We start from the raw sequence: 25,675 nt of genomic DNA, 5'->3' as shown, positions 1-25,675 counted from the left end.
TATTGGAGTTGCAGCATGGATACCGTCTCCCTGGCCAAGCGCCGCTACACGACCAAGGCCTACGATGCCACCCGCAAGATTCCTCAGGCCACTATCGATGCCCTGCTCGAGCAACTGCGTCACAGCCCGTCCTCGGTCAACTCCCAGCCCTGGCACTTCGTGGTCGCTGACACTGCCGAAGGCAAGGCGCGCCTGGCCAAGGCCACGGAAGGAGGCTTCGCCTACAACACGCCGAAAATCCTCGATGCATCCCATGTCATCGCCTTCTGCACCCGCACCGACATGACCGAAGCGCACCTGGCGGCAGTCCTCGATCAGGAGCAGCACGACGGCCGTTTCCGCAATGATCAGGCTCGTGCCGGCCAGGACCAGACCCGCCGCGGCTATGTCGACCTGCATCGCTTCGACCTCAAGGATCTGCAGCACTGGATGGAGAAGCAGACCTACCTGGCCCTGGGCACAGCACTGCTGGGCGCTGCCGCCCACGGCCTGGACGCCACGCCGATCGAAGGCTTCGACAGCAAGGCTCTCGATGCCGAGCTGGGCCTGCGCGAGCAGGGCTATACCAGCGTCGTGCTGCTGAGCCTGGGTTATCGCAGCGAGTCGGACTTCAACGCCGAGCTGAGCAAGTCGCGCCTGCCGGCTTCGACGGTGTTCACCTTCCTGTAAACGCCGTTCTACCAGAGGGCGGTCGAGGCCATAGTCAGCGCACGGCGGAACGTCTCGATCGCCTGATCGATTTCGCTCTCGGTGGTGAAGCGCCCAATGCTGACCCGCACGCTGCGGCGCGCCCGCGCTTCATCCAGGCCCAGCGCCAACAGCACGTGGGATGGCGCGTTGCTCGCGGAGTTGCAGGCCGAGGTGGTCGACAGGGCCAACTCGCCTGCAAGCGCTGCACCGTTGAAACCCTGGGCTTCGATGCACAGGTTCAAGGTGTGCGGAATGCGTTGCGTCGGGCAGCCATTCAGCGTTATCCCTGGCAGGCCCAGCAGCCCCTCGCGCAGCCTACGGGCGAGCCGCTCGGTGCGCTGGTAATCGTTGTCACCCGGTTGGCCGGCGATGGCGAAGGCGCTGCCCATCCCGACGATCTGGTGGGTAGCCAAGGTGCCGGAGCGCAGGCCCTGTTCGTGGCCGCCGCCATGGATCTGCGCGCGCATCAGCGCCCGTGCCCGCGGGCCGACGTAGAGGGCACCGATGCCTTTGGGGCCATAGACCTTGTGCGCCGAGAACGACATCAGATCCACGGCCGTGGCGTTGAGGTCGATCGGCACTTTACCGACGGCCTGGGCGGCATCGACGTGGAACAGCGCGCCATGGGCGCGCACCCGCTCGCCGATGGCGGCGAAATCGGTGACAGTGCCCAGTTCGTTGTTGACGGCCATCAACGACACCAAGCGGGTATCGGCGCGCAATGCCGCGTCAACCCTGTCCGGTTGGATCAGACCATTGGCGTCGGGCGCCAGGCGAGTCACCGTCCAGCCCTGGCGTTCCAGCTCGGCGACGGTATCGAGCACCGCCTTGTGTTCCAGCTGGCTGGTGATCAGGTGCCCGGGTGTATCCAGGCCCTGGGCAATGCCCTTGAGTGCGAGGTTGTTCGATTCGGTGGCGCCGGAGGTCCAGATCAAGGCCTGCGGATCGGCGCCTACCCGCTCGGCGACCTGGCGTCGGGCCTGCTCCACTCTATCGCGTGCAGCTTGGCCGTGGGCGTGCCCACTGGATGCGGGGTTGCCGAAGTGCGCGTGGCGTCCGAGGCAGGCCAGCATGGTCTCGATGACCCGGTCGTCGACCGGGGTGGTGGCGGCGTAATCGAAATAGAGCGGGGCGCTTGGCATAAGGCGGTTCCGTGCAGTGTCGCCATGGAATCGGCGATCTTCACCTCTTAGGGTAAAGATGCTGCGAAGAAGCTTTTCGCTCTTTAGAACCACTGCGTCGCCCGTGGTGATAAAAATATTCTCCTGCAATCATCATATGGAGAACATTGTTCTACCCCCTCCGCCAGTCGGGGTACGATCACGCCGGTTGTGAGCTTTTCTGCTCTTCCTCCATCACCACCCGTTCGCACAGTTCGATGATCTGTTCTCGCATCCAGCGGTTGGCCGGATCCTGGTCGGTGCTCTCGTGCCAGTAGAGGTGAGTTTCCAAAGGGGCGACGTCCACGGGCAGTGGCTGGTAGCGCAACTGGTGGCGGCGGGCGAAACGCTCCGGCACGGTCATCACCATATCGGTCTGCTGCAGCACCTGGGAGGCCATCAGATAATGCTGCGAGCGCAGCGCGATCTTGCGTTGCACGCCCATCTTGCCGAGCGCCAGGTCGACATACCCCAGGCCATTGCGGCGGCTGGAGATGTGGATATGAGTCATGCCCAGATAATGCTCCAGGGTCAGCCGCGAGTCGGCCAGCGGATGGCCCTGGCGCAATGCGCAGACGTAGCGGTCTTGCATCAGCTTGACGTGGCGGACCTGGGGGTCGGTGTTGAGCGGCGCATCGACGGCGAAATCCAGGCGCCCGGCAGCGAGTTCCTTGGTGGTCTCACGGCGCTTGCAGAGGAAGCTCTCGATCATCACCGTGGGCGCCAGGCGACGCAGGCGCTGGAACAGTGGCGGCAGCACCACAGCCTCGGTGAGGTCGGTCATGCTGATGCGGAAGGTCTTGTTGGCCTGCTGTGGGTTGAAGATGCGGCTTTCCTGGACCGATGTGCGCAACAGTGCCAGGGCGTTGCGTACCGGGCCGATGATGTTCTGCGCCATGGGGGTGGGCACCATACCTTGTGCCGTGCGCACGAACAGCGGGTCATTGAAGGTATCCCGTAGCCGTGACAGCGCGTTGGAAACTGCCGGTTGGGTGATGCCGACGATCTGCCCGGCGCGGGTCAGGTTGGCTTCGGTGTAGATCGCATCGAAGACGATGAACAGGTTCAGATCGACCTTGCTGAGGTTCATGGGCGTGACTCTTATTGGTGTTATCGGTCGATCATATATCGGTTATGAATGTTAATACACGCAGAAAATAGACTAGGTGGATGACGTCCGGCTGTTCTAGGCTCAGCCCAAGTTTTCGAATCGTGAAGGTAGCCCCGATGGATTTCGCCTATTCGCCCAAGGTCCAGGCTCTGCGCGAACGCGTCAGTGCGTTCATGGATACCCATGTCTACCCCGCCGAGCCGGTGTTCGAACGTCAGGTTGCCGAGGGTGACCGCTGGCAACCCACCGCGATCATGGAGACGCTCAAGGCCAAGGCGCAGGCCGAGGGCCTGTGGAACCTGTTCCTGCCCGACTCGGAGTATGGTGCCGGGCTGAGCAACCTGGAATATGCGCCGTTGGCCGAGATCATGGGACGTTCATTGCTCGGGCCGGAACCGTTCAACTGTTCGGCGCCGGACACCGGCAACATGGAGGTGTTGGTGCGTTATGGCAGCGAAGCGCAAAAGCGCCAGTGGCTGGAGCCGTTGTTGCGCGGCGAGATCCGATCGGCGTTCGCCATGACCGAGCCGGAGGTTGCCTCCTCGGATGCCACCAACATGGCTGCTACCGCGATCCGTGACGGTGACGAATGGGTCATCAACGGCCGCAAGTGGTGGACGTCCGGGGCGTGCGACCCGCGCTGCAAGATCATGATCTTCATGGGCCTGTCCGATCCCCAGGCGCCACGCCATCAACAGCACTCGATGGTACTGGTGCCGACCGACGCACCGGGGGTGAAAATCGTTCGGCCACTGCCGGTCTTCGGCTACGACGACGCGCCCCATGGGCATGCCGAAGTGCTGTTCGAGAACGTGCGTGTGCCTTACGAAAACGTGATTCTCGGTGAAGGCCGTGGCTTCGAGATCGCCCAGGGGCGCCTCGGGCCTGGGCGCATCCACCATTGCATGCGTTCGATCGGCATGGCCGAACGTGCGCTGGAGCTGATGTGCAAGCGCGCCGTCGCACGCACCGCCTTCGGCCGCCCATTGGCGCGGCTCGGCGGTAACGTCGACAAAATCGCTGACTCGCGCATGGAGATCGACATGGCCCGGCTGTTGACCCTCAAGGCCGCGTACATGATGGACACCGTTGGCAACAAGGTGGCACGCAGTGAAATCGCTCAGATCAAGGTGGTGGCGCCGAACGTGGCATTGAAGGTGATCGATCGGGCGATCCAGTTGCATGGCGGGGCAGGGGTCAGTGGGGATTTCCCGCTGGCCTACATGTACGCGATGCAGCGTACCCTGCGTTTGGCCGATGGGCCCGATGAAGTGCACCGGGCGGCGATTGGCAAGTATGAGATCGGCAAGTATGTGCCGGCGGAGATGTTGCATAGCGGTAGGTAAGCCAAAGCCGTCTCGACCTCTTCGGGTCGGCGAAGAGGTCGCGGCGGAGTCATTGTGTTTTCAGGTCCACCACCAAATCCTGGGCTGCCTTGTGGCTAGCACGCTCATCAGCTTGCTCATTTCGTCCTGGCGTCAAACACCCGTGTCGGCACTGCCCATCATCACGTTCGGCACAGGTGCCCGGGCAGCGGCATGGGGGCGCTTTTCCGCGTCAGGTCAAGCGTAGGTTGATCGTCTCGGCTTGGCTAAGCGTGTCCGGATTCTTCTTGATGGTGGCGGTATGGGCCCTCTTCAAGTTCAAGTAAAGATCTAGGTCTCCAATGACTGCCCTGTTTGATTTGCCTCAGGCGCTACGTTGGCGCTGGTACTGCGTCTTTCGTAGCAGTACCGCGCCCGGCGATGATCGCATCCATGACCTTGGGATGTGATTTGCCGTAACTGTTCACGGTTCGCCCGTGACCTTCGTTGCAGCTGCTTTTTCGCCCCGCGTCTTGATCAACGACACCACCACCCCACCGAGGAGCAAGCCGAACGTCACCCCGAGCGACAGCAGCGCCGGCACCTTGCCGACCATGCCGTGGTAGAAGATTTTGCATCCGATGAAGATCAACACCATCGCCAGCGCGTACTTGAGGTACACGAACCGGTGCATCAATGCCGAGAGGGCGAAGTACAACGAGCGCAGGCCAAGGATGGCGAAGATGTTCGAGGTGTAGACGATGAACGGGTCCTGGGTGATGGCGAAGATCGCAGGTACGCTGTCGACGGCGAATACCAGGTCGGCCAGCTCGATCAGCACCAATGCCAGGAACAGCGGCGTTGCATGGCGCAACGCCTTGCTGTGACCGGGTGGGGTGAGGCGCACGAAGAAATGCGAACCGTGAATCTGGTCGGTGACACGCATGTGCCGACGGACGAAGCGGATCACCGGGTTGTTGGCCAGGTCCGGTCGGCTGTCCTCGTGGGTGAAGGCCATCTTGATCCCGGTGAACAGCAGGAAAGCGCCGAAGATATACAGCACCCAGGCAAAATGCTGCACCAACGCCGCACCCACGCCGATCATGATCGCACGCAGCAGCACGACGCCGAGAATGCCCCAGAACAGCACTCTATGCTGGTAGCGGCGGGGTATGGAGAAGTAGCCGAAGATCATCGCCATGACGAACACGTTGTCCATCGACAGAGACTGCTCCACCAGAAAGCCCGTGTAGAACTCCAAGGCCGACTGCGCCCCTAACTGGTACCAGACCCATGCCCCGAACAGCACGCCGACGCTGAAGTAGCCGGTGTAGAGCAACAGGCTTTCGCGCATTTCGATTTCGCGGTCCTGGCGATGGAGCACGCCGAGATCGAGCACCAGCAGGCCGATGACGACGGCCATGAAGACCAGCCAAAGCCAGGTGCTGGTACCGAGAAATGGCGTGGTGAGGAATGTCTGCAGAGCCATCATGAGCCCCTCCTGAATGATCGACGTTGCATGGCAACAGTGATCCGACATCACGGCTTGGCAGCCGTCAGAGGGGCCCGGTATCACATGACTCTGAGCCTAGACCCTTTTGCCGGTGACGCCGAATGTTGGGGTGTTACAAGTTTTTGCTTCAGTACACCCACACCTCCACCCGGCGATTGCGCAGGCGGCCTCGCTCCAAGTCGTTGCCGGCCACCGGTAATTCATCTCCCATGCCTGCCACCTCCAGCACTTCGACGCCATCACGGGCGAGCTCGCGGCGCACCGCAAGGGCGCGCAGGCGTGACAGCAGCGCCGCACGGCCCGGCGTTTCCTTGGGATCGCCAAAGCCGACCAATACGGCTTTGCTCTGCAGCTTGTCGTTGTGGCGCAGGTACTCGACCACTCGCTGCACGTCGCGCAGGGCCTTGTTGTCGAGGCTGGCGCTGCCTTCCTGGAAGCGGAAGTTGACGCTCAGCCGTTGCGCTTGCTGGGCCAGGCTGCGATAGCGCGGCGGCATGTCGGCCTGTGCCGGTACTGCTTGCGCCTTTATCTGCTGCGAGACGAAGCCTTGCTCGGCGACGATCGCCTGGCCGGCCGGGCTCTGGGCGAACTCCACCAAGGCCTTTGCCAGCGGCTTGGCATTGGCGGGCAGGTAGAAGTACAGCCGCCGTGACAACGGGTAATCCTCGCTGGCGATCAGGCTGCGGTCAGGAAGCATGGCCGGGGCATCGCCCTCGGCGACCGCGAGCACCTTGGCGCCGTGCACCGAGGCCAGGCTGGTGAAGCCGATAGCCTGGCGGTCGCCGGCGACCCGCGTCGCCAGTTCGTCGCTGGACTCGAAGCGCTGTGCCTGGGCGGCCAGTTCGGCTTGGCGGGGCTCCAGTACCAGGGCCCGGAAAGTCTCGAAGGTGCCTGAGCGGTCGTCGCGGGCATACAGGTGAATGGGCCCACTGGACACCCCCAGTTGCTCCCAGCGGTCGATCTGCCCAGCGAAGATCCGTGCCACTTGTGCGGTGGTCAGTTGCGGGAGTGGATTGTCCGGGTGGACGATGACCGCTACCCCGTCGAGGCCGATGACCTGCTCGGAGCTGGCCGCGCGCAGATCGCCCAGTGCGCGCAGTTGGCGAAGCTCGGTGTCGCTGATGGCGCGCGAAGCAGCGGCCAGGTCGGCGTCGCCGCGACCGAGCGCGGTAAACCCGGTGCTCGAACCATGGGCGGCGATATCGATACGAAGTGGGTCGCCCTTGGCATCTTGCGCGGTGACCAGGGTTTCATTGGCTTGCGCCCCAGGTTGTCGCTCGATGGCGCGGGCGTGTTGGGCCTGTAACAGGCCTGTGGCCAAGGCCGGGAGGAGGGCGGCGCCGATGGTATTGGAACCTTGTACGCGCAGTTGCGCGGGGCCGGCCAGTGTCAGACCGGGTAACAAGGCAATCAACAGGAAAAGCGCGCGAGGCATGCCGGGCAACCTTGTGACAGAGGGTTGCCCGGCAGACTACGACGGTGGCGTGACCGAAATGTGACAGCTAACGCTGAGGTCAAGCCGCGACGCTATGGCCCCGGCTCAATGTGCGCCCGCCGATTTGCTCAGGTCACTCTCCGCCCATTCGGTATAGATACAGGCATCGGCCACCGCCCAGCGGACTTTCACATTGTCCCCCGGCTGCATCGACATACCGGCCGCGGACAGCGCCTTGACCGTCAGTTCGGTGCCTCCGGCGGTCACCACATGACAGGTCTGGCTCTCCCCGAGGAACAGCACTTCTGCGACCTTGGCACTGACTTCGTTCCAGCCCGCAGGCAGAGGCTCGCGCGCAGCCTGCTCAGCGGTCAGGGCCAGGGCTTTCTCCGGCCGAACCATGATCAGCGCCTGCTGTTCGGCAGCGAGGCCTGGGGTCAGGCGGATGGCCACTGGCTGCCCCTCGAAGCTGCCGGCACCGTGGCTGTTGGCCTTGATCCGCAGGAAATTCGAGTTACCCAGGAACGAAGCGACGAAAGCGTTCGGTGGATTTTGGTAGAGGTCGTAGCCACTGCCCAGGCCGACGATCTTGCCATGACTGAAGATGGCGATGCGTTGGGACAGGCGCATCGCTTCTTCCTGGTCGTGGGTCACGTAGACGATGGTGATGCCCAGGCGGCGGTGCAGTTGGCGCAGTTCGTCCTGCAGGTCTTCGCGCAGCTTCTTGTCCAGCGCGCCGAGCGGTTCGTCCATCAGCAGGATGCGTGGCTCGTACACCAAGGCCCTGGCGATTGCCACGCGCTGTTGCTGACCGCCGGACATCTGCGACGGCTTGCGGTGAGCGAACTTCTCCAGTTGCACCAACTTGAGCATGGCATCGACACGCTTGTTGGTCTCGGCGGCGCCGAGCTTGCGGATGGCCAGGGGGAAGGCGATGTTGTCGCGCACCGTAAGGTGCGGGAACAGCGAGTAACGCTGGAATACCATGCCGATATCACGCTTGTGCGGCGGCACCTGCACCAACGAGCGGCCTTCGACCAGGATCTCGCCGCTGCTGGGCGTCTCGAAACCGGCGAGCATCGACAGGGTGGTGGACTTGCCCGAGCCGCTGGAACCGAGGAAGGTGAGGAATTCGCCATCCTGGATGTCCAGGTCGAGGTTGTCCACGGCGGTGAAATCGCCGTAGTGCTTGTTCAGGCCACGCAGGCTGACCAGGGTCTTGTCGCGGGCGTTGTCTTTGATCACGGCACTCATTGTTGTTGTCTCCGGGCACTCAGGCGTTGACTTCGGTGCGCCGGCGCAGTGCGGCGGCAATGAACATGACCAGCAGCGACAGGCCGATCAGCAGCGTCGAGGCGACGGCGATCACCGGGCTGAGGTCCTGGCGCAAAGTGGTCCACATCTTGACCGGCAGGGTCTGCAGGTCGGGGCTGGCCATCATCACGCTGAGCACCACTTCGTCCCAGGAGACGAGGAAAGCGAACAGGCCGCCGGCGATCATCCCTGGACGAATCGCCGGGAAGGTCACCTTGCGGATCGCCTGCAGGCGCGAGGCTCCGCAGATGACCGCGGCATCCTCGATCGACTGGTCGAACAGCTTCAGCGAGTTGATGATCGAAATGATGGTGAAGGGCAGGGCGACGATGACATGGCTGACCACGAATGCGAACAGCGTGCCGGTGTAGCCCAGCTTGAGAAACAATGCGTAGACCGCTACGGCGATGATCACCAGCGGCACGATCATCGGCATGGTGAACAGCCCATAGAGCAGCTCGCGGCCAGGGAAACGACCACGCACCAAGGCGAAGGCGGTGGGCAGGCCCAGCAGCACCGCGGCGATGGTGGTCAGCACGGCGACCTTGAGGCTGGCCAGGGCCGCCTCCATCCACTCGGGGTTGGAGAAGAACTGGCCGTACCACTTCAGGGTCCAGCCCGGTGGTGGGAACACCAACCATTGGGAGGAGCCGAACGACAACAGGATGATGAACACCACCGGCAGCAGCAGGAAGGCCGCGATGACGCCAGTGGTCAGATACAGGCCCGTGCGTAACGGGCGGCCCATGGCATTGGGGGACAGGAGCATGGCGGTTTACCTCGCGTTGCCGACCGGGGATTCCGGCTGCAGCTTCAGGTACAGGTAGAAGAGCACCAGGGTGATCAGCACCAGCAGTGCGGCGGCGGCGCTGGCCAGGCCCCAATTGAGGAACGACTGCACCTGTTGGATGATGAATTCCGGCAGCATCATGTTCTGTGCCCCTCCGAGCAGGGCGGGGGTGACGTAGTAACCCAGCGACATGACGAACACCATCAGTGCGCCGGAGAACAGCCCCGAGCGGCACAGTGGCAGGAACACCTTCCAGAAGTTGGTCCAGGGGCTGGCGCCACAGATCGAGCCCGCCTGCAGCACCATCGGGTCGATGGCGTGCATGGTCGCCTGCAGCGGCAGGACGATGAACGGGATCATGATGTAGCTCATGCCGATCACCACGCCAGTCAGGTTGTGCACCAGCTCCAGTGGGGTATCGATGATGCCCAACGCCATCAACGCCTTGTTGATCACCCCCGAGCCTTGCAGCAACACCAGCCACGAGTAGGTGCGAGCCAGCAAGCTGGTCCACATCGACAGCAGCACGATGTTCAGCAACCAGCGGCCCCAGCCCTTGGGCACCAGGGTGATCGCCCAGGCCAGCGGAAAGCCCAACAGCACACTGATCAGGGTGACCAGGCCAGCCACCGAGAAGGTGTTGAACAGCACGCGTGCATAGGCAGAGTTGGCGAACAACTGTTCGTAGTTACCCAGACCTGGGACTGGCTCCAGGACCCCGCGCAGCAGCAGACCGATCAACGGGGCGAAGAAGAACAGCCCGAGGAACAGCAAGGCTGGAAGCAGGTTGCGGCTGCCTTTCCAGCGCTGGCCCAGGCCGGGGCGGCGCGCAGCCTCCCCAGGGGCGCCGGTGCCCGTGGGGGCACCTTGGGCGTTGTGCAGGGCGTTGACGGCGACTTTCATTTGACCAACCACTCATTCCAGCGTGCGGCGATGGCCTGACCGTTCTTGGCCCAGTAGGCGAAGTCCAGCGTTACCTGGTCTTGGGCGTAGGCGGTAGGCAGATTCGGTGCCAGGTCTTTGTCCAGCTTGGCCACGCTGTCGACGTTGACCGGGGCATAGGCGGTCAGATTGGCGAACTCGGCCTGGCCCTCGGCACCGCTGGCGGTGGCCAGGAACTTCATGGCCGCGTCCTTGTTCTTGGCACCTTTGGGGATGACCAGGAAATCGGCCATGACCAGGTTCTGCTTCCAGCTCACGCCCACCGGTGCACCATCTTTTTGCAGCGCATAGACCCGACCGTTCCAGAACTGACCGAGCGAGGCTTCACCGGAGGCCAGCAGTTGCTGGGACTGGGCACCGCCGCCCCACCAGACGATGTCCTGCTTGATGGTGTCGAGCTTCTTGAAGGCGCGGTCCAGGTCGAGCGGGTACAGCTTGTCGGGCGCTACGCCATCGGCCAGCAGGGCCAGTTCCAGCACGCCGGGGCTGGGCCATTTGTACAGGGCGCGTTTGCCGGGATAGGTCTTGGTATCGAACAGCGCGGTCCAGTCGACGGGCTTGTTGGCACCGAGCTTGCCTTCGTTGTAGCCGAGCACGAAGGAGAAGAAGAACGAACCGACGCCATGGTCGGAGACGAAGCGCGGGTCGATCTTGTCGCGTTGGATGGTGTTGAAGTCCAGGGGTTCGAGCAGGCCTTCGCTGGCGGCGCGCAGGGCGAAATCGGCCTCGACATCGACCACGTCCCACTGGACATTGCCGCTTTCGACCATGGCCTTGAGCTTGCCATAGTCGGTCGGACCATCCTGGACGACCTTGATGTTGGTCGATTGGGTGAAGGGAGCGGCCCAAGCTTCTTTCTGGGCGTCCTGGGTGGTACCGCCCCAGCTGACGAAGTTGAGGCTGTCGGCGGCCTGGGTGGCCTGACAAGCCAGGGTCAGCAGGCTGGCGGACAGCACTGCGGTTACACGTTTGCTCAACAGCATGGTTACGCCCTCGTTACTTTTGTTATTCGAGGCGGGGCTATTCATCTTGCGCCCGCCAACTGTGTTCGGGGAGCAGCTTTTACAAAGTGTTCTCGGCCGTTTGTGATTGTAGGTGCCGGCCTGCAGTTTTAAGGTCTACGGGATATCATATTATGGTATTCCAAACTTTTCGCAAGAGGGATGAGGCTACCGGCCATCACTCCGACCTAAGCGCAAGCTACAAGTCTCAAGCTGCAAGCAAAGCGGATCGCGTGTTTATGCAGGTCCGCTTTCCTCTTGAGGCTTTCAGCTTGAAGCTTGTGGCTCGAACGGAATGCTCTGCACCACCTCCAGTTCATACCCCGCCAGGCCTGCGTATTTCAGCGGCGGGCCGAGGTGGCGCAGCTTGCCCACGCCCAAGTCCTGGAGAATCTGCGCCCCAGTACCGACCTCCGAATACACCTTCGATTGCCCACGCTGGTAGGGACGTACTGGCTGGGTCAACTGCGGTACCCGTTCCAGCAGGGCCTGGGACGACTCGTGATTGGCCAGGATCACCACCACGCCTGCGCCTTCCTCAGCCACCTTCTGCAAGGCCGCCCACAAGGTCCAGTTGGCCGGGCCGGCGTACTCGGCACCGACCAGGTCGCGCAGCGGGTCGATCACATGCACCCGCACCAGGGTCGGCTGCTCGCGGCGGATATCGCCCATCACCATGGCCATGTGCACCCCGCCTTCGATGTGGTCTTCGTAGGTGACCAGGCGGAAAGTGCCGTGGACGGTCGGCAGTTCGCGCTCGCCGATGCGCTTGATGGTCTGCTCGGTGCTCAGGCGGTAATGGATCAGGTCGGCAATGGTGCCGATCTTGATGCCGTGCTCGGCGGCGAAGACTTCCAGGTCCGGGCGACGGGCCATGGTGCCGTCATCGTTGAGCACTTCGACGATCACCGAGGCTGGGCTGAAGCCCGCCAGGCGCGCCAGGTCGCAACCCGCCTCGGTATGCCCCGCGCGGGTCAGTACCCCGCCTTCGCGGGCGCGCAGAGGGAAGATGTGCCCAGGCTGGACCAAGTCTTCAGGGCGGGCATTGGGTGCCATGGCGGCGGCCACGGTTCGGGCCCGGTCAGCGGCGGAGATACCGGTGGTGACGCCGCTGGCAGCTTCGATCGACACGGTGAAGGCGGTGCTGAACACGCTGCCGTTGGCCGGAACCATCTGTTCCAGGCCTAGCCGCTGGCAGTGGTCGTCGGTCAACGTCAGACAGATCAACCCGCGTGCCTGTCGGGCCATGAAATTGATAGCCTGGGCGTCGCAGCGCTCGGCGGCGATCAACAGGTCGCCTTCGTTTTCCCGATCCTCGTCGTCCACCAGCAGCACCATCTTGCCTTGCCGGTAGTCCTCGAGAAGTTCTTCGATACTGTTGAATGCCATGCTGCACGCTCACTGTGGTGGTGTGATTTTTATGGTATACCATCATACACAAATATCAGAAACCAAGGAGACCAGCCGATGAAAGCCTATTGGATCGCCCATGTCGACGTGACCGACACCGAACAGTACCTGCAATACACCCAGCGAGCGCCCGCGGCGTTCCAGGCTTTCGGCGGTCGTTTTCTGGCGCGGGGGGGGCGTAGCGAAGCGATGGAAGGGCGGCCAACGCCGCAGCGTAGTGTGGTGATCGAATTCGATTCGTATGATCAGGCCGTGGCGTGCTACCACTCAGCCTTGTATCAGGAGGCGTGCAGCCATCGCCAGGGCGTGGCGAAGGCGGAGGTGATCATCGTCGAGGGCTGCAAGCCCTGAGGTGTGGTTGACTGCGGTATCGTCGGTCAGCCGGCGATACCGCAGTTGCTGCCAGACTTGCAGATCAGGGCATCCCTGGCAGCTCGTGGGGCCGCAGGTCGAAGACCAGTACCTCGGCGTCCACGCCAGCGGTGAGTTCCAGCACCTGCTCTTGTCGGATGCGGACGCCATCACCTTCGTTCAGTCGGTGGCCATTCACATCGATGCTGCCCCGAGCCACGTGCACATAGGCATGGCGATTTTTCGGCAAGTGCAGCCTGGCCTGTTCGGGGCCATCGAACAATCCGGCATACACCCGGGCGTTCTGCCGCACCTGCAAGGAACCTTCGGCGCCGTCCGGCGAAATGATCAGGCGCAACTTTCCGCGTTTGTCGGCGGCACTGAAGTGCTGTTGCTGGTAGCGCGGTGTTGCACCACTGACGTTGGGCACGATCCAGATTTGCAGGAAGTGCACCGGCTGCGTCTGGCTGTGGTTGAACTCGCTGTGCGCCACGCCATGGCCTGCGCTCATCAACTGCACATCGCCGGGGCGGATCACCGAACCAGTGCCCAATGTGTCCTTGTGCTCCAGTGCACCTTCAAGGACATAGGAGAAGATCTCCATATCCCGGTGCGGGTGTTCGCCAAAGCCCTTGCCGGCGATGACGCGATCGTCATTGATCACCAGCAGGTCGGAGAAGCCTTGCTCCTCTGGGTTGCGGTAATGACCGAAGGAGAATGTGTGGAAAGACTTGAGCCAGCCATGGAAGGCCAGGCCACGGTCTTGTGCGTTACGGACGGTGAGCATGAGCGATCTCCGATGCGGGCAGGGCCGTTCGGCCCTGCCATTGGATGATTGAGGGTTATTGCAAGTGCACTTTCAATTCGGCAGCCGCCTGACGCATCGCCGCCTTCACCGCCGGCACCTGGCTCAACGGGTTGAGCAAGCCATAGTCGTGAATCATCCCGTTGTAACGCACCGAGGTCACCGTTACACCGGCTGCATCGAGCTTGCGTGCATAGGCCTCGCCCTCATCGCGCAGCACATCGAACTCGGCCGTTTGCACCAGCGCCGGCGGCAGGCCCTTGAGCTGTTCGCTGCTCGCCCGCAGCGGCGAGGCGTAGATCTGTGCCCGGGCCTTGGCATCGGTGGTGTAGTTGTCCCAGAACCACTTCATCATCCCGGTCGTCAGGAAATGACCTTCGGCAAATTGCTTGTAGGAGGCCGTCTCGAAGCTGGCATCGGTCACCGGCCACAGCAGCAGTTGGAAGCGCAGAGCAGGAGTGCCGGCCTCTTTGGCCTTGAGTGCGACCACTGCCGCCATGTTGCCACCGACGCTGTTACCCGCCACGGCCAGGCGCTTGCCGTCCACGCCGATCTCCTTGCCGTGCTCGGCAACCCACTGGGTGGCGGCGTAAGCCTGGTTGATGGCGGTGGGGTAGTGCGCTTCGGGCGAAGGCGTGTAGTCCACATAGACCGCCGCTGCGCCGGAACCGACCACAAGGTCGCGAATCAGTCGTTGGTGGGTCGGGAAGTCGCCCAGTACCCAGCCGCCGCCGTGGAAGAACATGAACACCGGCAGATCGCCTTTGACCTTGGCCGGGCGTACCACTTGCAGCTTGATCGACTCGCCCTTGACCTGGATGACGCGTTCCTTCACCTCGATGCCGGACAGGTCGACCTTCACCGAGGCCTGGGCACCGGTCAGCACGGCGCGAGCGTCTTTCGCGCTGAGTTGTTCGAGTGGCTTGCCGCCGCCTTGTTCCAGAGCTTCGAGGAAGGCCTGGGTGTGCTGCTCGACGCCAGGGCTGCCAGCGGCGAAGGCGTTGGAGATGGACAGTGCGAGCACGCTGGCGGTGAGGGCTTTGTGGACAGTGTTCATGAGCGAATCCTTTTCTATGCAAGTGGTGGAGTGGGCGTCTTGCCTGGCCTTGGGGCCATCGCTGCGACCTGTGCGTAGATTAGGGAGATGCATTGACGGGAAAAAGCCGTTATAAAGCGTTTAACTGTCACTGTGAGCGAGACAATGAACCCCTACGAAGACATGCGCATTTTCGCCCAGGTCATGGAAGCCGGCAGCTTCACTTCTGCCGCCGACCGCCTCGGCATGTCCAAGCAATCCGTCAGCCGGCGCCTGATGCAACTCGAGGAGCGCCTTGGCGTGCGTCTGCTCAACCGCTCCACCCGGCGTCTGGATGCCACGCCGCTGGGCCAGCACTATTACCAGTCGGCGTTGCGTCTTCTGGGTGAGGTGCAACAGGTCGAGCACGATATCAGCGGCCAGACCCAGGCTTTGCGTGGCACCCTGCGGCTGAGCGCGCCGCTGTCGTTCGCCATGGCGCACCTGAGCTGCCTGCTGACCGAGTTCCTGCGGCTGCACCCGCAGGTGGATGTGGAGGTGGACCTCAGCGATCGTGCCGTGGACCTGATCGGCGAGGGCTATGACCTGGCGCTGCGTATTGGCGCGCTGGAGGACTCCAGCCTGATCGCCCGGCGCATCGCCAATGTCGAGCGGGTGTATTGCGCAAGCCCTGGGTATCTCGAAGCGCGGGGTGTGCCGAGCTGCCCCGAGCAGCTGACCGAGCACGATTGCCTGCCTTATGGGCATTCACGGCAGGTGCAGTGGCAGTTCAGGCAGGGTGGCAAGGTTCAGTCGATTCAGGTCACCGGGCGCATGCGCGCGAACAACGGCGAGATGCTACGGGACGCGGCGGTTGCCGGGATGGGGGTGACCTACCTGCCGACATTCATCGTCGGCAAGGCGTTGGCGGAGGGGCGGCTGGTCCCGGTGCTGGCGGAGTGGGCTCCCGCGGCGCTGCAGTTGTCGGCGGTTTATCCGCAGCATCGGCAGGTGGCGCGGCCGGTGCAGGGGTTCGTCGAATTCTTGCGTGAGCGCTTGGCCCAACTTTGATGATGTGATCTAGGGTCTCTTCGCGGGCTTGTCGGGGCGCCGAACCGCCGCGAAGAGGCCAGTACAGATCAACAGGTCAATTCATCGACCCCCACCCATCCCCCCTCGAACTCCTCCATCGCATCGAGCATCGCATCACGGAAGTACGCCAGCGAAGCGCGGTCGAACAGCAGGTACAACGCAGGCCACGCCTCGCTCCCGACATTCACCACGATCACGTTGATCCGCGCCGCCGACGTCTGCGCCACGGCCCCCACAGGGAAGGCTTGAGCGCGGAGGTCGACACCGCATAACTTGGCCATCACCGCACTGCACTGCTGCCCGGACAACTGCAGCCAGGCATGGCTGTCCTGACGTGGCAGCAGGTAGTTGCGCGAGGCATCCTGCACCCACTGCGCCTCCTCGGCGGCTATCGCTGCGCCCAGGTCGGCCAGACTGCCGAGCAGCAGGTACTCGTTGGCTGACAGGCGCGCCACCCAGGCACCGTCGTCCTGGCGCAAGGCCTGGTTCGGCTGCGCAGGCAGGCGGTAACCCCGCTGTTGCAGGTAGGCGGCACTGTCGCCTCCGCGAAAACCGACCCGCGCCAGCTCGCTCAGGTCGCTCAGCGCGCAGCTCTGCAGCCGCTCTGTACACGGGCTGCGGGTGGGTAAGGCCTCGGCTTTCAGGCGGTTCATGCTATGCGCTCCTGGCGTGAGTTGTCGGGGTCGAAGAACGGCAGTTGCACCACTTTGGCGCTGACCATCGCGCCGCCTTCCACGCGGATCGGGATGTGCATGCCGGGGGTCGCCTGGTGGGCGCCGGCATAGGCCAGACCGATGATCTGCCCCAGGGTCTGCGAGTATTCGCAGGAGGTGACGTTGCCGGAGATATCCGCACCGTCCAGGACCAGATGGCCTTCCAGGGGCTGCGCGCTGCCTTTGGGCAAGGTGAAGCCGACCAGCTTGCGCTTGAGGGGTTGCGCTTCGAGGATCTCGATGGAGCGCTTGCCGACGAAGAACGGCTTCTTGCGACCGATGGCCCACTGCATGTCGATTTCCGCCGGGTGGGTCATGCCGTCGGTGTCCTGGCCGATGATCACGTGGCCCTTTTCCAGGCGCAGCAGGCGTTGGGTCTCGACCCCGAACGGGCGGATGCCCAGCTCGGCGCCCGCTTGCATCAGCGCATCCCACAGGCGCTCGGCATGGCGTGCCGGCACGTGCACCTCATAGCCCAGTTCACCGACGAAGCCAACCCGCAGGATCCGCGCCGTAATACCTGCCACAGTGCCCAGGCGCACGCCCAGGTAGGGGAAGGCTTCGGCTGACAGGTCGACGTCTTCGCACACCTTGGCCAACACGCGCCGCGACAACGGTCCGGCGAGGTTAACGGCAGCCAGGGCGGCGGTGACGTTGGTGATGTCGACGTCCAGGCGCCACTGGGCATTCCACTTGAGCATCTGCTGGTAGAGACGATCGACGCCACTTGTAGTGGCGGTGACGTAGAAGTGCTGCTCCGCCAGGCGTGCGCAGACGCCGTCGTCGATCACCACCCCGTGCTCGTTGGTCATCAGCGCGTAACGGGTGCGACCGATAGCCAGTTTGGCGAAGCCGAAGGTGTACAGGCGCTCGAGCAGCTCGGCGGCATCGGGGCCACGTACGTCAAGGCCACCCAGGGTGGACACATCGATCAGGCCGACTTTTTCCCGCACATGGCGGGCCTCTTCCTGCATGCAGCGCTCGCGTTCGTCGGCAGCGCCATAGTAGGCCGGGCGCTGCCAGCTACCGGCGGGCATCATCTTCGCCCCGGCCTGCACATGGCGCTGGTGCATCGGCGTCTGCCGGTACGGGTCGAAGGCCCGTCCGGCGACATGCGCGAGCTTTTCCGCCTGGAATGGCGGGCGGGCCGTGGTCACGCCGGTTTCGCCGATGCTGCGGCCGGTAGCCTGGGCCACCAGTCGCGCGGTCGGCAGGGCTGAGTGGCGCCCCTGGGACGGACCCATGCCGACCGTGGAGAAGCGCTTGACCAGTTGCACGTCGCGGTAGCCACTGCGGGTGGCATTGACGATATCGCGAACCTGCAAGTCCTCGTCGAAGTCGACGAAGTCCTTGCCCTTGGGGTGAGGAAAGATCGGCCAGGGGAAGTTGACTCTGGCTTGTGCGCCAAGCGCCGGCACTTCGGCGGCTTGCAGGCCCAGGGCGGTCACTGCTTGCGCTGCCCCGCGGGCGGCATCGGCGAGGACGTTGTCGAGCTGGTGGTGGCCGTTCACGGAGCCTGCGATATCCAGCCCGGCGGGCAGACCGGCGAGAGTGAATTCGTCGCGGTTGACGTCATAGGCGAGCTTGCCGCCGGCCTGGCATGGCAGCTGGTACACCGGCATGTAGCCAGCCGACATGCATAACAGGTCACACGCCAAGCGCAGGCCGTGTTCGGCAACCTTGCCTTGGCCAGTGATAGTGCGGAGGTCGACGCCGGTGACATGGCCCGTGCCGGCTTCAGGCAGGGCTTCGTACACCGTGCTGCCCAGGTGCACAGGTATGCCGCGGCGCTTGAGCTCGCTGGTCAGTGCGCTGTCTGCGGGGGCGGCGCGCATGTCCACCAGGGCGGCGACCGCCACGCCCTGCTCCTGCAGGTCGAGGGCGGCCAGGTAGCCATCATCGTGACCCGTGAGGACCACCGCACGCTGGCCCGGTTTGACCGCGTACAGCTTCATCAAACGTTGGGCGGCGCTGATCAGCATTACCCCAGGCAGGTCGTTGTTGCGGAACACCACCGGCTGGTCGAACGAGCCAGAAGCTACTACGCAGCGTGTGGCGCGTACCTTGTACATGCGTTGGTGTTGGATCACTGGCAGGTAGTTGTCGGTGAACCATCCATTGCAGGTGGCTTCCAGCAAGACCTGGATATTCGGGTGGTCCTCGACCTCTGCCAGCAGTCGCTCGCGCAACTGTCCGGCGCGGGTGCCGGCGATGTCGAAGCGAGCGTAGGTGAGCGAGCCGCCGAGTACCGGCTGCTGTTCGATCAGCAGCACCTTGGCCCCCGCTTTGGCCGCATCCAGCGCAGCGCGCAGGCCAGCCGGGCCCGCACCGATCACCGCCACATCCACGAACAGATAGGCCTTGTCGTAGTACTGCGGCCGGAAGCCGAGGTCCAGCACGCCAAGACCGGCTTTCTTGCGTATCAGCGGCTCCCAGATCTTCCACATGCCCTTGGGCTTGTAGAAGGCGCGGTAATAGAAGCCAACCGGCATGAAGCGTGAGAACTTGCCCAGGTACGCATCGCGGTCGTGCTGGAGGCTGCCGTTGAAGTTTTGTCCCTCGACCACAAGTCCATCATCGGCGGCCTGCATGTCGGCCAGCACGTTGGCTTCGTCGGGCAATTGCACCAGGGTGTTGGCGTCTTGCCCGGCCATGCTCAACGGGCCGCGCGGACGATGGTATTTGAACGAGCGAGACAGCAGCCAGCGGCCATTGCCGAGCAGGGCGCTGGCGATGCTGTCGCCGACGAAGCCCTGGCAAGGCTGGCCGTCGAAGGAAAACTGCAAGGGCCGCTGGCGGTCGATCAGCAGGCCCATGGGCGCGGGAAGGCGGTTAATGTGGTTCATCCAGCGATCTCCGGTGTGACGGCAGGGGCGAAGTCGACGCGCTGGTCGAACATTTCCTTGGGGTCGAAGGTTCGCAGCACCTGGTCGCTAACGGTGTGGCGCTCGGCCAGAAACCAGTAGCTGGAGGCGTTGTGCAGCCACCACTCGATGACGGTGCCGGCCAGGTTTTCGCTGTTGAACACATAATCGGCCCACTCGGCATCGCTGCAGGTGGCTGGGTCGGGCATGCGCTTGAGCTCGCCGCCATAGGTGAACTCGCTGATGTTGCGCGGGCCGTTCAAGGGGCAGGTCAGGATCTTCATCGTGCAGTCCTCTAGTGGCTGGCCGCGGTGGCGCCCATTTCGTTGACTTGCTGGAAGCGGCTGAAGCGCTCCAGGGCAAAGGGCGCGATCATGTCCGGCACCTTGCCGCCGCTGGCCACCAGTTCGGCCATGGTCTTGCCGCAGATGGGCGTGGCCTTGAAGCCCCAGGTGCCCCAGCCGGCGTCGAGGTAGTAATTGTCCACCGGGGACAGGCCCATGATCGGGCTGTAGTCCGGGGTCATGTCGGTAATGCCTGCCCACTGGCGCATCAGCTTGGCGTTGGCCATGAACGGGAACATTTCGATGGCGTGGGCCAACAGACTTTCCTTGAGGTCCAGGGTCGAGCGGGTGTTGTACAGCGGGTAGGGGTCGGAACCGCCACCGAAGACGATCTCGCCGCGGCTGGTCTGCTGCACATAGCAGTGCAGCGCCGAGGAACTGACCAATGGATCGAGAAACGGCTTGAATGGCTGGGTGACCATCGCCTGCAGGGGGTAGGTGTGGATCGGCGCGCGGATGCCGGCCTTGGCCATCAACAGTGAACTGGCGCCGGCCACTGCCTGCACCACGCAGCCGCATTGCACGGTGCCACGGTTGGTCTTGACCGCTTCGATACGGCCTCGGCGTATGACCAGGTCCTGCACTTCGGTGAGTTGATGGACTTCCACGCCGCGCTTGGCTGCCTGCTTGGCGTAACCCCAGGCGACGGCGTCGTGGCGGGCGGTGGCGCCGTCGATGTGCCAGAGCCCGGCCAACACCGGCAGGTGGCCGGGGTCCAGGTTCAGGCTGGGTACCAGTTCGCGGATCTGCTGGCGATCGATCATCTCGGTGCGTCCGCCAAAGTGCTTGTTCACCTCGGCGCGCTGGCGGAAGGCGCGCACGGTGGCATCGGTGTGCGCCAGTGTCAGTTGGCCGCGCTCTGAATACATGATGTTGAAGTCGAATTCGTTGGACAGGTTCTGGAACATCCGCACCGATTCGGCATAGAAACGCACACCCTCGCTGGTGAGGTAGTTGGAGCGGATCACCGCCGTGTTGCGTGCGGTGTTACCGCCGCCCAGGTAGGATTTTTCCAGCACGGCGATGTTGCTCACGCCGTGGTACTTGGCCAGGTAGTAGGCCGTGGCCAGGCCATGGCCGCCACCGCCGATGATCACCACGTCATAGCGTGGCTTGAGTTCGCTCGGTGGCGGCAGGTCGACCTCCACCGGGTAGTCGGCGCTCAGGCCGTATTTCAGCAGGGCGAAAGGCATGGGGTGCGCTCCTGGCGGGTGGCCTGTTGCTGCAGGTCGAGGGCGATCAAGGTGTTCTTCATCAGATAAGCGATGGTCATCGGCCCCACGCCTCCGGGCACGGGGGTGATGGCCGCGACCTGAGGCAGGGCGGCCGTGAAATCGACGTCGCCGACCAGGCGGCTGTGGCCGCCTTCAGCGATACGGTTGATACCGACGTCGATCACCACCGCCCCGGGCTTGAGCCAGTCGGCACCGATCAGGTGAGGTTTGCCGACCGCGGCCACCAGGATGTCCGCCTGACGGCACAGGGCCGCCAGGTCGCGACTGCGTGAGTGCACCACGGTCACCGTGCAGTCCGCTTGCAGCAGCAGCGCGGCCATGGGTTTGCCGACGATGTTCGAACGGCCCACCACCACGGCATGCTTGCCGCGCAGTTCGCCACAGGCTTCGCGCAGCAGGCGCATGCAGCCACTGGGCGTACAGGGAGTGAGTACATCGCGGCCTTGGGCGAGGCCGCCGACGTTCTCGCTGTGGAAGCCGTCCACGTCCTTGAGCGGGTCTATTGCCTGGAGAACACGGTGCTCGTCGATGTGTGCCGGCAGCGGCAGTTGCACGAGGATGCCGTTGACGGCCGGATCGCGGTTGAGCCGGTCGATGAGGGTCAGCAGCTCTGCCTGGGTGGTGTCGCCCGGCAAGCGATGTTGCAGTGAGCGAATGCCAACCTCTTCGGCGCGCAGCACTTTATTACGTACATAGACCTGACTGGCCGCGTCCATGCCCACCAGGACAACCGCCAGGCCCGGCTGCACATCACGCTGGCGCAGGGCCTGGACCTGTTCGCGAACCTCGGCCAGCACCCGTGTCGCGGTGGCCTTGCCATCGATCAGCTTGATGTTGGGGGAGGCGCTCATTTGAAGATCACCGTGCGGTCGTGGTTGAGGAATACCCGATGCTCGAGGTGGTATTTCACGGCGCGGGACAGGGCGATGGTTTCGGTGTCGCGGCCGATCGCCACCAGATCGTCTGGAGCGTAGGCATGGTCCACGCGTTGCACTTCCTGCTCGATGATCGGGCCTTCGTCGAGATCGCTGGTGACATAGTGCGCAGTGGCACCGATCAGCTTCACCCCACGCTGGTAGGCCTGATGGTAGGGCTTGGCACCCTTGAAGCCCGGCAGGAACGAGTGGTGGATGTTGATCGCCCGGCCCGACAACTGCCGGCACAGGTCGTCGGAGAGGATCTGCATGTAGCGCGCCAGCACCACCAGCTCGGTAGCGGTCTCCTCGACGATGCGCATCAGCGCCGCTTCCTGTTCGGCCTTGGTCTCCTTGGTCACTGGCAGGTAGACGAAGCGAATGCCCTGGCGCTCCGCCATCGGTCGCAGGTCGAGGTGGTTGGACACCACGGCGGTGATCTGCATGTCCAGCTCGCCTTTGGCGTGGCGGTAGAGCAGGTCGGACAGGCAGTGGTCGAACTTGCTGACCATCAGCAGTACGCGCATGGGGCGGGCACTGCTGTGCAGGCTCCAATCCATGTCGAAGCGCTGGGCGACGTCGGCGAAACCGGCTTGCAGTTGCGGGGTGTCGCCCGTGCAGCCGGTGTTGTAGCGGAACACGGCGCGCATGAAGAAGCGGCCATTGTCCTCGTCGTCGAACTGCGCCATTTCGCTGATGTAGCAACCTTGCTCGGCCAGGTAGGTGGTCACTGCAGCGACGATGCCGGACACAGCCGGGCAACTGACGCGCAGGATGAAGTGGTCGGGAGCGGGATGCATGTCGGGGCCTCGTGGTGAAGTGGGGCAGGTCGGCACAAGGGCAAAAGATGTCGCGGGCGGCGAACGATGTTTCTTTATAGGAATATTAATTTCTCTTGAGCGATTTATAGGCGATCTCGGGGTGAATGGTCCAGAGTTTTGTGAAATTTTTTATCCTGGTAGGAATATTGGTGGAAGAGCAGGGCGCTGCTTTCGTGGTGGTTGTCGCTTGCGACTTGCCGAGCCCTGGCCGCTACAGGCTATGCTTGGCCAATGAATACACCACTTCCATGGCGCCAGCCCTGCCCGCCGGGGGCGTGCGATTGCGGTCGGGAAAATCTGGCCGAACAGCCGTCCTCGGCCCAGCGCATCCTCCTGCTGACCCGTCAGGAAGAAAAGCGCCTGCTCGAGCGCCTGGAGAACCTCAAGGACCTGGAAGACTTGCAGCGCCTGCAGGTGCGAATGTTCGAGAACCTCGGCATCCGTGTGCATATCTCGCCCGGTTTCAACGAGGTGCGCACCATGCGTGGCATCGTCATCGAGCTCGAAGCCCTGCCAGGTTTGTGTCGCAAGACCCGGCAATCGATCCCGGCGGCCATCCGTCGTGGGCTGGAGCGCAATCCACAAGTCGCCTATCGCCTGCTCGACGCCCATGACCTGCTGCGCGATGCCTGAATGCTGAAGGCATCGGCCTAATTTTCCTGAAGCCGGCTACGTCTATTTGGGGCCCTGCGCCAAGTGGGGCCAGAGACGTTCAGACCAGGAGAAAGACAGGCCATGACAGGTGGTACCGACCAGGCAGCAGACAATAGCCGAAGCCGCAGCCCAGTGAACACGCTGAACCTGTTGTGCCTGCCCTATTCCGGCGCCAGCGCCATGGTCTACAGCCGCTGGCGCCGCAAGCTTCCGGCCTGGTTGCATGTGCATCCGGTGGAACTGCCGGGGCGTGGCGTACGCATGGGCGAGCCACTGCACACCGACATGCAGGCGCTGGCCCGGCAGCTGGCGGGCGAGCAGCGCCTGGCCGCCAGCACGCCCTACGCCTTGCTAGGCCATAGCCTGGGCGCGTTGCTGGCCTTCGAGCTGGCCCACGAGCTGCAGGCACTGGGTTGCCTGGCTCCGCGAGCGCTGTTTGCCTGCGGGACGGCAGCGCCGACTCGGCGGGAGGACTATGCGGGTCGGAACTGGTGTGAGGCGAAGTCCGACGAGCAGTTGATCGATGAACTGCGTGAGCTCAACGGCACGCCGGAAGCCGTACTGGCCAATGCCGAGCTGATGGCGCTGACGCTGCCCGTCTTGCGTGCCGACTTCCTCCTCTGTGGCCGTTACAGCTACCGGCAGCGCTCCCCCCTGGGCTGCCCGCTGCACGTGCTTGGTGGCGCGGCGGACCAGGCCAGCGAAGCGCAGTTGCTGGCTTGGGGCGAGGAAACTGCGGGTGAATTCTCGCTGCAGTGGTTTCCCGGCGGGCACTTTTTCATCCACGAACACGAAGACCGCGTGCTCGCCACGCTGACCGATGTCCTGAAGCCCCTGCGCCGGAGTGCCTGATTGACGTCACTGCCTGCGTGGGGGACGCTATGCCTTTTCCCAGGCAAGGGGCAGGCAATGCTGATCGATCCACACAAGGCTACGCTGTTGGCCGTCGACATTCAGGAGAAACTCATCGGCGCCATGAGTGACCCAGCCGGTACCCGTGCCTGCGCGCGTTGGCTGTTGTCTGCCTGTAGCGAGCTGAAGCTGCCGATCGTGATGTCCGGGCACCCCAAGGGGCTCAAGACCTATCTCGCCGGTGAGCAGCCCTGAACGGCCGGCTGTTGGCGTTCGGCCTGGCTGGCCTGGCGCTGTTGCAAGGTTGTGCCGGGCGTCAGGCGGCAGAGCCCGAGGCCGATCCGACCAAGGTGCGTGCCCAGCTGATGCGCCTGTTGCCGGCCCAGGCCAAGGACCGGGCAGGTTGGGCCAGGGATATCCAGGTCGCGTTCAGCGCCCAGCGCATCGCGCCGAGCAAGAGCAACCTGTGCGCGGTGTTGGCGGTCACGGAGCAGGAGTCGACCTTCAGCGCCGACCCTCAGGTCCCGAACCTGGGTCGCATTGCCCGGGATGAAATCGATCGGCGTGCCGCACGCTTGCATATTCCGCGCATGCTGGTCGATGGTGCGTTGAACACCTCCTCGAGCAACGGCCAGAGCTATCAGCAGCGCTTGTTGGCCGTGCGCAGCGAGAAGCAGCTCAGTGCCCTGTACGATGAATTCATCGCCCAGTTACCCTTGGGCAAGACCCTGCTCGGCGGCCTCAATCCGGTGCATACCGGTGGGCCGATGCAGGTGAGCATCGACTTCGCCGAGAAACATGCGCAGGACTATCCGTACACCTACAACGGCACCCTGCGCCAGGAAGTGTTCACTCGGCGCGGCGGCATGTACTTCGGTATCGCGCATTTACTGGGCTATCCGGCGAACTACGATCGCCAGCTCTATCGCTTCGCCGACTTCAACGCCGGTTGGTACGCCAGCCGCAATGCCGCATTTCAAGCGGCCTTGGCCAAGGTCAGCGGTGCCGATCTGGCGCTGGACGGCGACCTGATAGCACCGGGGGCGATCCTGCCGGGTAACACCGAGCGGGCAGCCCGTACCTTGGGGGCCAAGTTGGGTCTGCGCAATCCTCAGATTCGTGCTCAGCTCGAACAAGGTGACAGCCTGGGCTTCGAAGACAGCAAGCTGTACAGCGGCGTCTTCGCCCTGGCTGAGGGGCGCGCCGGCAAGCCATTGCCTAGGGCGGTATTGCCCGGAATCGAGCTGCAGAGCCCGAAGATCACCCGCAAGCTGACCACGGCGTGGTTCGCCAGACGGGTGGATGAGCGCTATCAGCGGTGCATGGAGCGCTAGAGGCAGGAACC

Annotated in this window: 24 protein-coding genes and 1 pseudogene; 8 read left to right on the top strand and 17 right to left on the bottom strand. The window is 63.6% G+C overall.

The annotated features are described in order from the left end of the window. Positions 1–15: 15 nt before the first annotated feature. Positions 16–669 (top strand): oxygen-insensitive NAD(P)H nitroreductase, encoded by a 654-nt coding sequence (nfsB, locus tag E2H86_RS09120; protein ID WP_133326885.1) that lies wholly within the window; start codon positions 16–18, stop codon positions 667–669. A gap of 8 nt (positions 670–677) precedes the next feature. Here the strand turns inward: nfsB and E2H86_RS09115 are convergent, their stop codons facing one another. Both E2H86_RS09115 and E2H86_RS09110 read right to left on the bottom strand, forming a co-directional pair. Then, positions 678–1,832, bottom strand: coding sequence for a cysteine desulfurase family protein (locus tag E2H86_RS09115; protein WP_133326883.1), 1,155 nt, complete (start codon positions 1,830–1,832; stop codon positions 678–680). A 178-nt stretch (positions 1,833–2,010) separates the two neighbouring features. Further along, positions 2,011–2,940 (bottom strand): LysR family transcriptional regulator, encoded by a 930-nt coding sequence (locus E2H86_RS09110; RefSeq protein ID WP_133326881.1) that lies wholly within the window; start codon positions 2,938–2,940, stop codon positions 2,011–2,013. Positions 2,941–3,077: 137 nt separating this feature from the next. Between E2H86_RS09110 and E2H86_RS09105 the strand changes: the two genes are divergently transcribed. Further along, complete coding sequence (locus E2H86_RS09105; RefSeq protein WP_133326879.1) at positions 3,078–4,307, top strand: acyl-CoA dehydrogenase; 1,230 nt, start codon at positions 3,078–3,080, stop codon at positions 4,305–4,307. 442 nt (positions 4,308–4,749) lie between these two features. Here E2H86_RS09105 and E2H86_RS09100 read toward each other — a convergent pair whose 3' ends face one another. The 7 genes from E2H86_RS09100 to ribBA all read right to left on the bottom strand — a co-directional run bounded on the left by E2H86_RS09100 (position 4,750) and on the right by ribBA (position 12,649). Continuing rightward, complete coding sequence (locus E2H86_RS09100; protein ID WP_133326876.1) at positions 4,750–5,757, bottom strand: TerC family protein; 1,008 nt, start codon at positions 5,755–5,757, stop codon at positions 4,750–4,752. A 148-nt stretch (positions 5,758–5,905) separates the two neighbouring features. Further along, positions 5,906–7,213 (bottom strand): substrate-binding domain-containing protein, encoded by a 1,308-nt coding sequence (locus E2H86_RS09095; RefSeq protein ID WP_133326874.1) that lies wholly within the window; start codon positions 7,211–7,213, stop codon positions 5,906–5,908. Positions 7,214–7,318: 105 nt separating this feature from the next. After that, complete coding sequence (locus E2H86_RS09090) at positions 7,319–8,467, bottom strand: ABC transporter ATP-binding protein (RefSeq protein WP_133326872.1); 1,149 nt, start codon at positions 8,465–8,467, stop codon at positions 7,319–7,321. A 19-nt stretch (positions 8,468–8,486) separates the two neighbouring features. Beyond that, on the bottom strand, positions 8,487–9,296 hold the full coding sequence (locus tag E2H86_RS09085; RefSeq protein WP_133326870.1) for an ABC transporter permease: 810 nt from the start codon (positions 9,294–9,296) through the stop codon (positions 8,487–8,489). 6 nt (positions 9,297–9,302) lie between these two features. Then, positions 9,303–10,220: an ABC transporter permease gene (locus tag E2H86_RS09080; protein WP_133326868.1), complete on the bottom strand. Its 918-nt coding sequence runs from the start codon at positions 10,218–10,220 to the stop codon at positions 9,303–9,305. Next, the gene (locus E2H86_RS09075) at positions 10,217–11,242 is read right to left on the bottom strand and encodes a polyamine ABC transporter substrate-binding protein (protein ID WP_133326866.1); all 1,026 of its coding nucleotides are present in this window, start codon (positions 11,240–11,242) and stop codon (positions 10,217–10,219) included. The genes E2H86_RS09080 and E2H86_RS09075 overlap by 4 nt, the downstream gene beginning before the upstream one ends. Before the next feature lie 285 nt (positions 11,243–11,527). Next, positions 11,528–12,649 (bottom strand): bifunctional 3,4-dihydroxy-2-butanone-4-phosphate synthase/GTP cyclohydrolase II, encoded by a 1,122-nt coding sequence (ribBA, locus tag E2H86_RS09070; protein WP_133326864.1) that lies wholly within the window; start codon positions 12,647–12,649, stop codon positions 11,528–11,530. 78 nt (positions 12,650–12,727) lie between these two features. Here ribBA and E2H86_RS09065 point away from each other — a divergent pair, with 78 nt between their 5' ends. Then, positions 12,728–13,021 carry a DUF1330 domain-containing protein gene (locus E2H86_RS09065; RefSeq protein WP_133326862.1) on the top strand — a complete coding sequence of 98 codons (294 nt, stop codon included), beginning with the start codon at positions 12,728–12,730 and terminating at the stop codon, positions 13,019–13,021. Positions 13,022–13,085: 64 nt separating this feature from the next. On the opposite strand, the gene E2H86_RS09060 is transcribed toward E2H86_RS09065, so the two are convergent. Both E2H86_RS09060 and E2H86_RS09055 read right to left on the bottom strand, forming a co-directional pair. Next, complete coding sequence (locus tag E2H86_RS09060) at positions 13,086–13,808, bottom strand: pirin family protein (protein ID WP_133326860.1); 723 nt, start codon at positions 13,806–13,808, stop codon at positions 13,086–13,088. A gap of 55 nt (positions 13,809–13,863) precedes the next feature. Beyond that, positions 13,864–14,883: an alpha/beta hydrolase gene (locus E2H86_RS09055; protein WP_133326858.1), complete on the bottom strand. Its 1,020-nt coding sequence runs from the start codon at positions 14,881–14,883 to the stop codon at positions 13,864–13,866. 144 nt (positions 14,884–15,027) lie between these two features. On the opposite strand from E2H86_RS09055, the gene E2H86_RS09050 reads away from it, so the two are divergent. Beyond that, on the top strand, positions 15,028–15,912 hold the full coding sequence (locus E2H86_RS09050) for a LysR family transcriptional regulator (protein ID WP_133326856.1): 885 nt from the start codon (positions 15,028–15,030) through the stop codon (positions 15,910–15,912). A gap of 68 nt (positions 15,913–15,980) precedes the next feature. On the opposite strand, the gene E2H86_RS09045 is transcribed toward E2H86_RS09050, so the two are convergent. Genes E2H86_RS09045 through purU form a run of 6 tightly spaced genes read right to left on the bottom strand, consistent with a single transcriptional unit; the run spans position 15,981 to position 22,803 of the window. Further along, positions 15,981–16,586, bottom strand: a complete 606-nt coding sequence (locus E2H86_RS09045; protein WP_133326854.1) for a sarcosine oxidase — start codon at positions 16,584–16,586, stop codon at positions 15,981–15,983. Continuing rightward, a complete protein-coding gene (locus tag E2H86_RS09040; RefSeq protein WP_207955617.1) occupies positions 16,583–19,492 on the bottom strand; it encodes a 2Fe-2S iron-sulfur cluster-binding protein in 2,910 nt (969 codons plus the stop codon). Before E2H86_RS09040 ends, E2H86_RS09045 begins: the two co-directional genes overlap by 4 nt. Further along, entirely contained in the window at positions 19,489–19,794 is a 306-nt protein-coding gene (locus tag E2H86_RS09035) for a sarcosine oxidase subunit delta (protein WP_133326852.1), read from the bottom strand. The genes E2H86_RS09040 and E2H86_RS09035 overlap by 4 nt, the downstream gene beginning before the upstream one ends. A gap of 11 nt (positions 19,795–19,805) precedes the next feature. Beyond that, positions 19,806–21,047 carry an FAD-dependent oxidoreductase gene (locus E2H86_RS09030; protein WP_133326850.1) on the bottom strand — a complete coding sequence of 414 codons (1,242 nt, stop codon included), beginning with the start codon at positions 21,045–21,047 and terminating at the stop codon, positions 19,806–19,808. Then, positions 21,029–21,940, bottom strand: a complete 912-nt coding sequence (gene folD, locus E2H86_RS09025) for a bifunctional methylenetetrahydrofolate dehydrogenase/methenyltetrahydrofolate cyclohydrolase FolD (protein WP_133326848.1) — start codon at positions 21,938–21,940, stop codon at positions 21,029–21,031. The genes E2H86_RS09030 and folD overlap by 19 nt, the downstream gene beginning before the upstream one ends. After that, a complete protein-coding gene (gene purU / locus E2H86_RS09020) occupies positions 21,937–22,803 on the bottom strand; it encodes a formyltetrahydrofolate deformylase (protein ID WP_133326846.1) in 867 nt (288 codons plus the stop codon). Before purU ends, folD begins: the two co-directional genes overlap by 4 nt. A gap of 252 nt (positions 22,804–23,055) precedes the next feature. Between purU and E2H86_RS09015 the strand changes: the two genes are divergently transcribed. From E2H86_RS09015 to E2H86_RS09000, 4 genes and pseudogenes are all read left to right on the top strand, one after another. Further along, positions 23,056–23,457 carry a hypothetical protein gene (locus tag E2H86_RS09015; protein WP_133326844.1) on the top strand — a complete coding sequence of 134 codons (402 nt, stop codon included), beginning with the start codon at positions 23,056–23,058 and terminating at the stop codon, positions 23,455–23,457. A 153-nt stretch (positions 23,458–23,610) separates the two neighbouring features. After that, a complete protein-coding gene (locus E2H86_RS09010) occupies positions 23,611–24,330 on the top strand; it encodes a thioesterase II family protein (RefSeq protein WP_133327210.1) in 720 nt (239 codons plus the stop codon). A gap of 57 nt (positions 24,331–24,387) precedes the next feature. After that, positions 24,388–24,570: pseudogene (locus tag E2H86_RS09005) on the top strand (hydrolase); the annotation flags it as partial. A gap of 11 nt (positions 24,571–24,581) precedes the next feature. After that, on the top strand, positions 24,582–25,664 hold the full coding sequence (locus tag E2H86_RS09000; protein ID WP_409977296.1) for a DUF1615 domain-containing protein: 1,083 nt from the start codon (positions 24,582–24,584) through the stop codon (positions 25,662–25,664). Positions 25,665–25,675: the final 11 nt, after the last annotated feature.

This window comes from Pseudomonas putida (assembly GCF_004357765.1).
GTDB classification, from domain to species: Bacteria; Pseudomonadota; Gammaproteobacteria; order Pseudomonadales; family Pseudomonadaceae; genus Aquipseudomonas; species Aquipseudomonas putida_U.
Note: the sequence above shows the minus strand (reverse complement) of the source record. Positions and strands in the feature narration are given on the sequence as shown.

Excerpts from the sequence above, each read along its gene's own strand:
- nfsB (WP_133326885.1), top strand. The coding sequence starts at position 16 with ATGGATACCGTCTCCCTGGCCAAGCGCCGCTACACGACCAAGGCCTAC.
- E2H86_RS09115 (WP_133326883.1), bottom strand. The coding sequence starts at position 1,832 with ATGCCAAGCGCCCCGCTCTATTTCGATTACGCCGCCACCACCCCGGTC.
- E2H86_RS09110 (WP_133326881.1), bottom strand. The coding sequence starts at position 2,940 with ATGAACCTCAGCAAGGTCGATCTGAACCTGTTCATCGTCTTCGATGCG.
- E2H86_RS09105 (WP_133326879.1), top strand. The coding sequence starts at position 3,078 with ATGGATTTCGCCTATTCGCCCAAGGTCCAGGCTCTGCGCGAACGCGTC.
- E2H86_RS09100 (WP_133326876.1), bottom strand. The coding sequence starts at position 5,757 with ATGATGGCTCTGCAGACATTCCTCACCACGCCATTTCTCGGTACCAGC.
- E2H86_RS09095 (WP_133326874.1), bottom strand. The coding sequence starts at position 7,213 with ATGCCTCGCGCGCTTTTCCTGTTGATTGCCTTGTTACCCGGTCTGACA.
- E2H86_RS09090 (WP_133326872.1), bottom strand. The coding sequence starts at position 8,467 with ATGAGTGCCGTGATCAAAGACAACGCCCGCGACAAGACCCTGGTCAGC.
- E2H86_RS09085 (WP_133326870.1), bottom strand. The coding sequence starts at position 9,296 with ATGCTCCTGTCCCCCAATGCCATGGGCCGCCCGTTACGCACGGGCCTG.
- E2H86_RS09080 (WP_133326868.1), bottom strand. The coding sequence starts at position 10,220 with ATGAAAGTCGCCGTCAACGCCCTGCACAACGCCCAAGGTGCCCCCACG.
- E2H86_RS09075 (WP_133326866.1), bottom strand. The coding sequence starts at position 11,242 with ATGCTGTTGAGCAAACGTGTAACCGCAGTGCTGTCCGCCAGCCTGCTG.
- ribBA (WP_133326864.1), bottom strand. The coding sequence starts at position 12,649 with ATGGCATTCAACAGTATCGAAGAACTTCTCGAGGACTACCGGCAAGGC.
- E2H86_RS09065 (WP_133326862.1), top strand. The coding sequence starts at position 12,728 with ATGAAAGCCTATTGGATCGCCCATGTCGACGTGACCGACACCGAACAG.
- E2H86_RS09060 (WP_133326860.1), bottom strand. The coding sequence starts at position 13,808 with ATGCTCACCGTCCGTAACGCACAAGACCGTGGCCTGGCCTTCCATGGC.
- E2H86_RS09055 (WP_133326858.1), bottom strand. The coding sequence starts at position 14,883 with ATGAACACTGTCCACAAAGCCCTCACCGCCAGCGTGCTCGCACTGTCC.
- E2H86_RS09050 (WP_133326856.1), top strand. The coding sequence starts at position 15,028 with ATGAACCCCTACGAAGACATGCGCATTTTCGCCCAGGTCATGGAAGCC.
- E2H86_RS09045 (WP_133326854.1), bottom strand. The coding sequence starts at position 16,586 with ATGAACCGCCTGAAAGCCGAGGCCTTACCCACCCGCAGCCCGTGTACA.
- E2H86_RS09040 (WP_207955617.1), bottom strand. The coding sequence starts at position 19,492 with ATGAACCACATTAACCGCCTTCCCGCGCCCATGGGCCTGCTGATCGAC.
- E2H86_RS09035 (WP_133326852.1), bottom strand. The coding sequence starts at position 19,794 with ATGAAGATCCTGACCTGCCCCTTGAACGGCCCGCGCAACATCAGCGAG.
- E2H86_RS09030 (WP_133326850.1), bottom strand. The coding sequence starts at position 21,047 with ATGCCTTTCGCCCTGCTGAAATACGGCCTGAGCGCCGACTACCCGGTG.
- folD (WP_133326848.1), bottom strand. The coding sequence starts at position 21,940 with ATGAGCGCCTCCCCCAACATCAAGCTGATCGATGGCAAGGCCACCGCG.
- purU (WP_133326846.1), bottom strand. The coding sequence starts at position 22,803 with ATGCATCCCGCTCCCGACCACTTCATCCTGCGCGTCAGTTGCCCGGCT.
- E2H86_RS09015 (WP_133326844.1), top strand. The coding sequence starts at position 23,056 with ATGAATACACCACTTCCATGGCGCCAGCCCTGCCCGCCGGGGGCGTGC.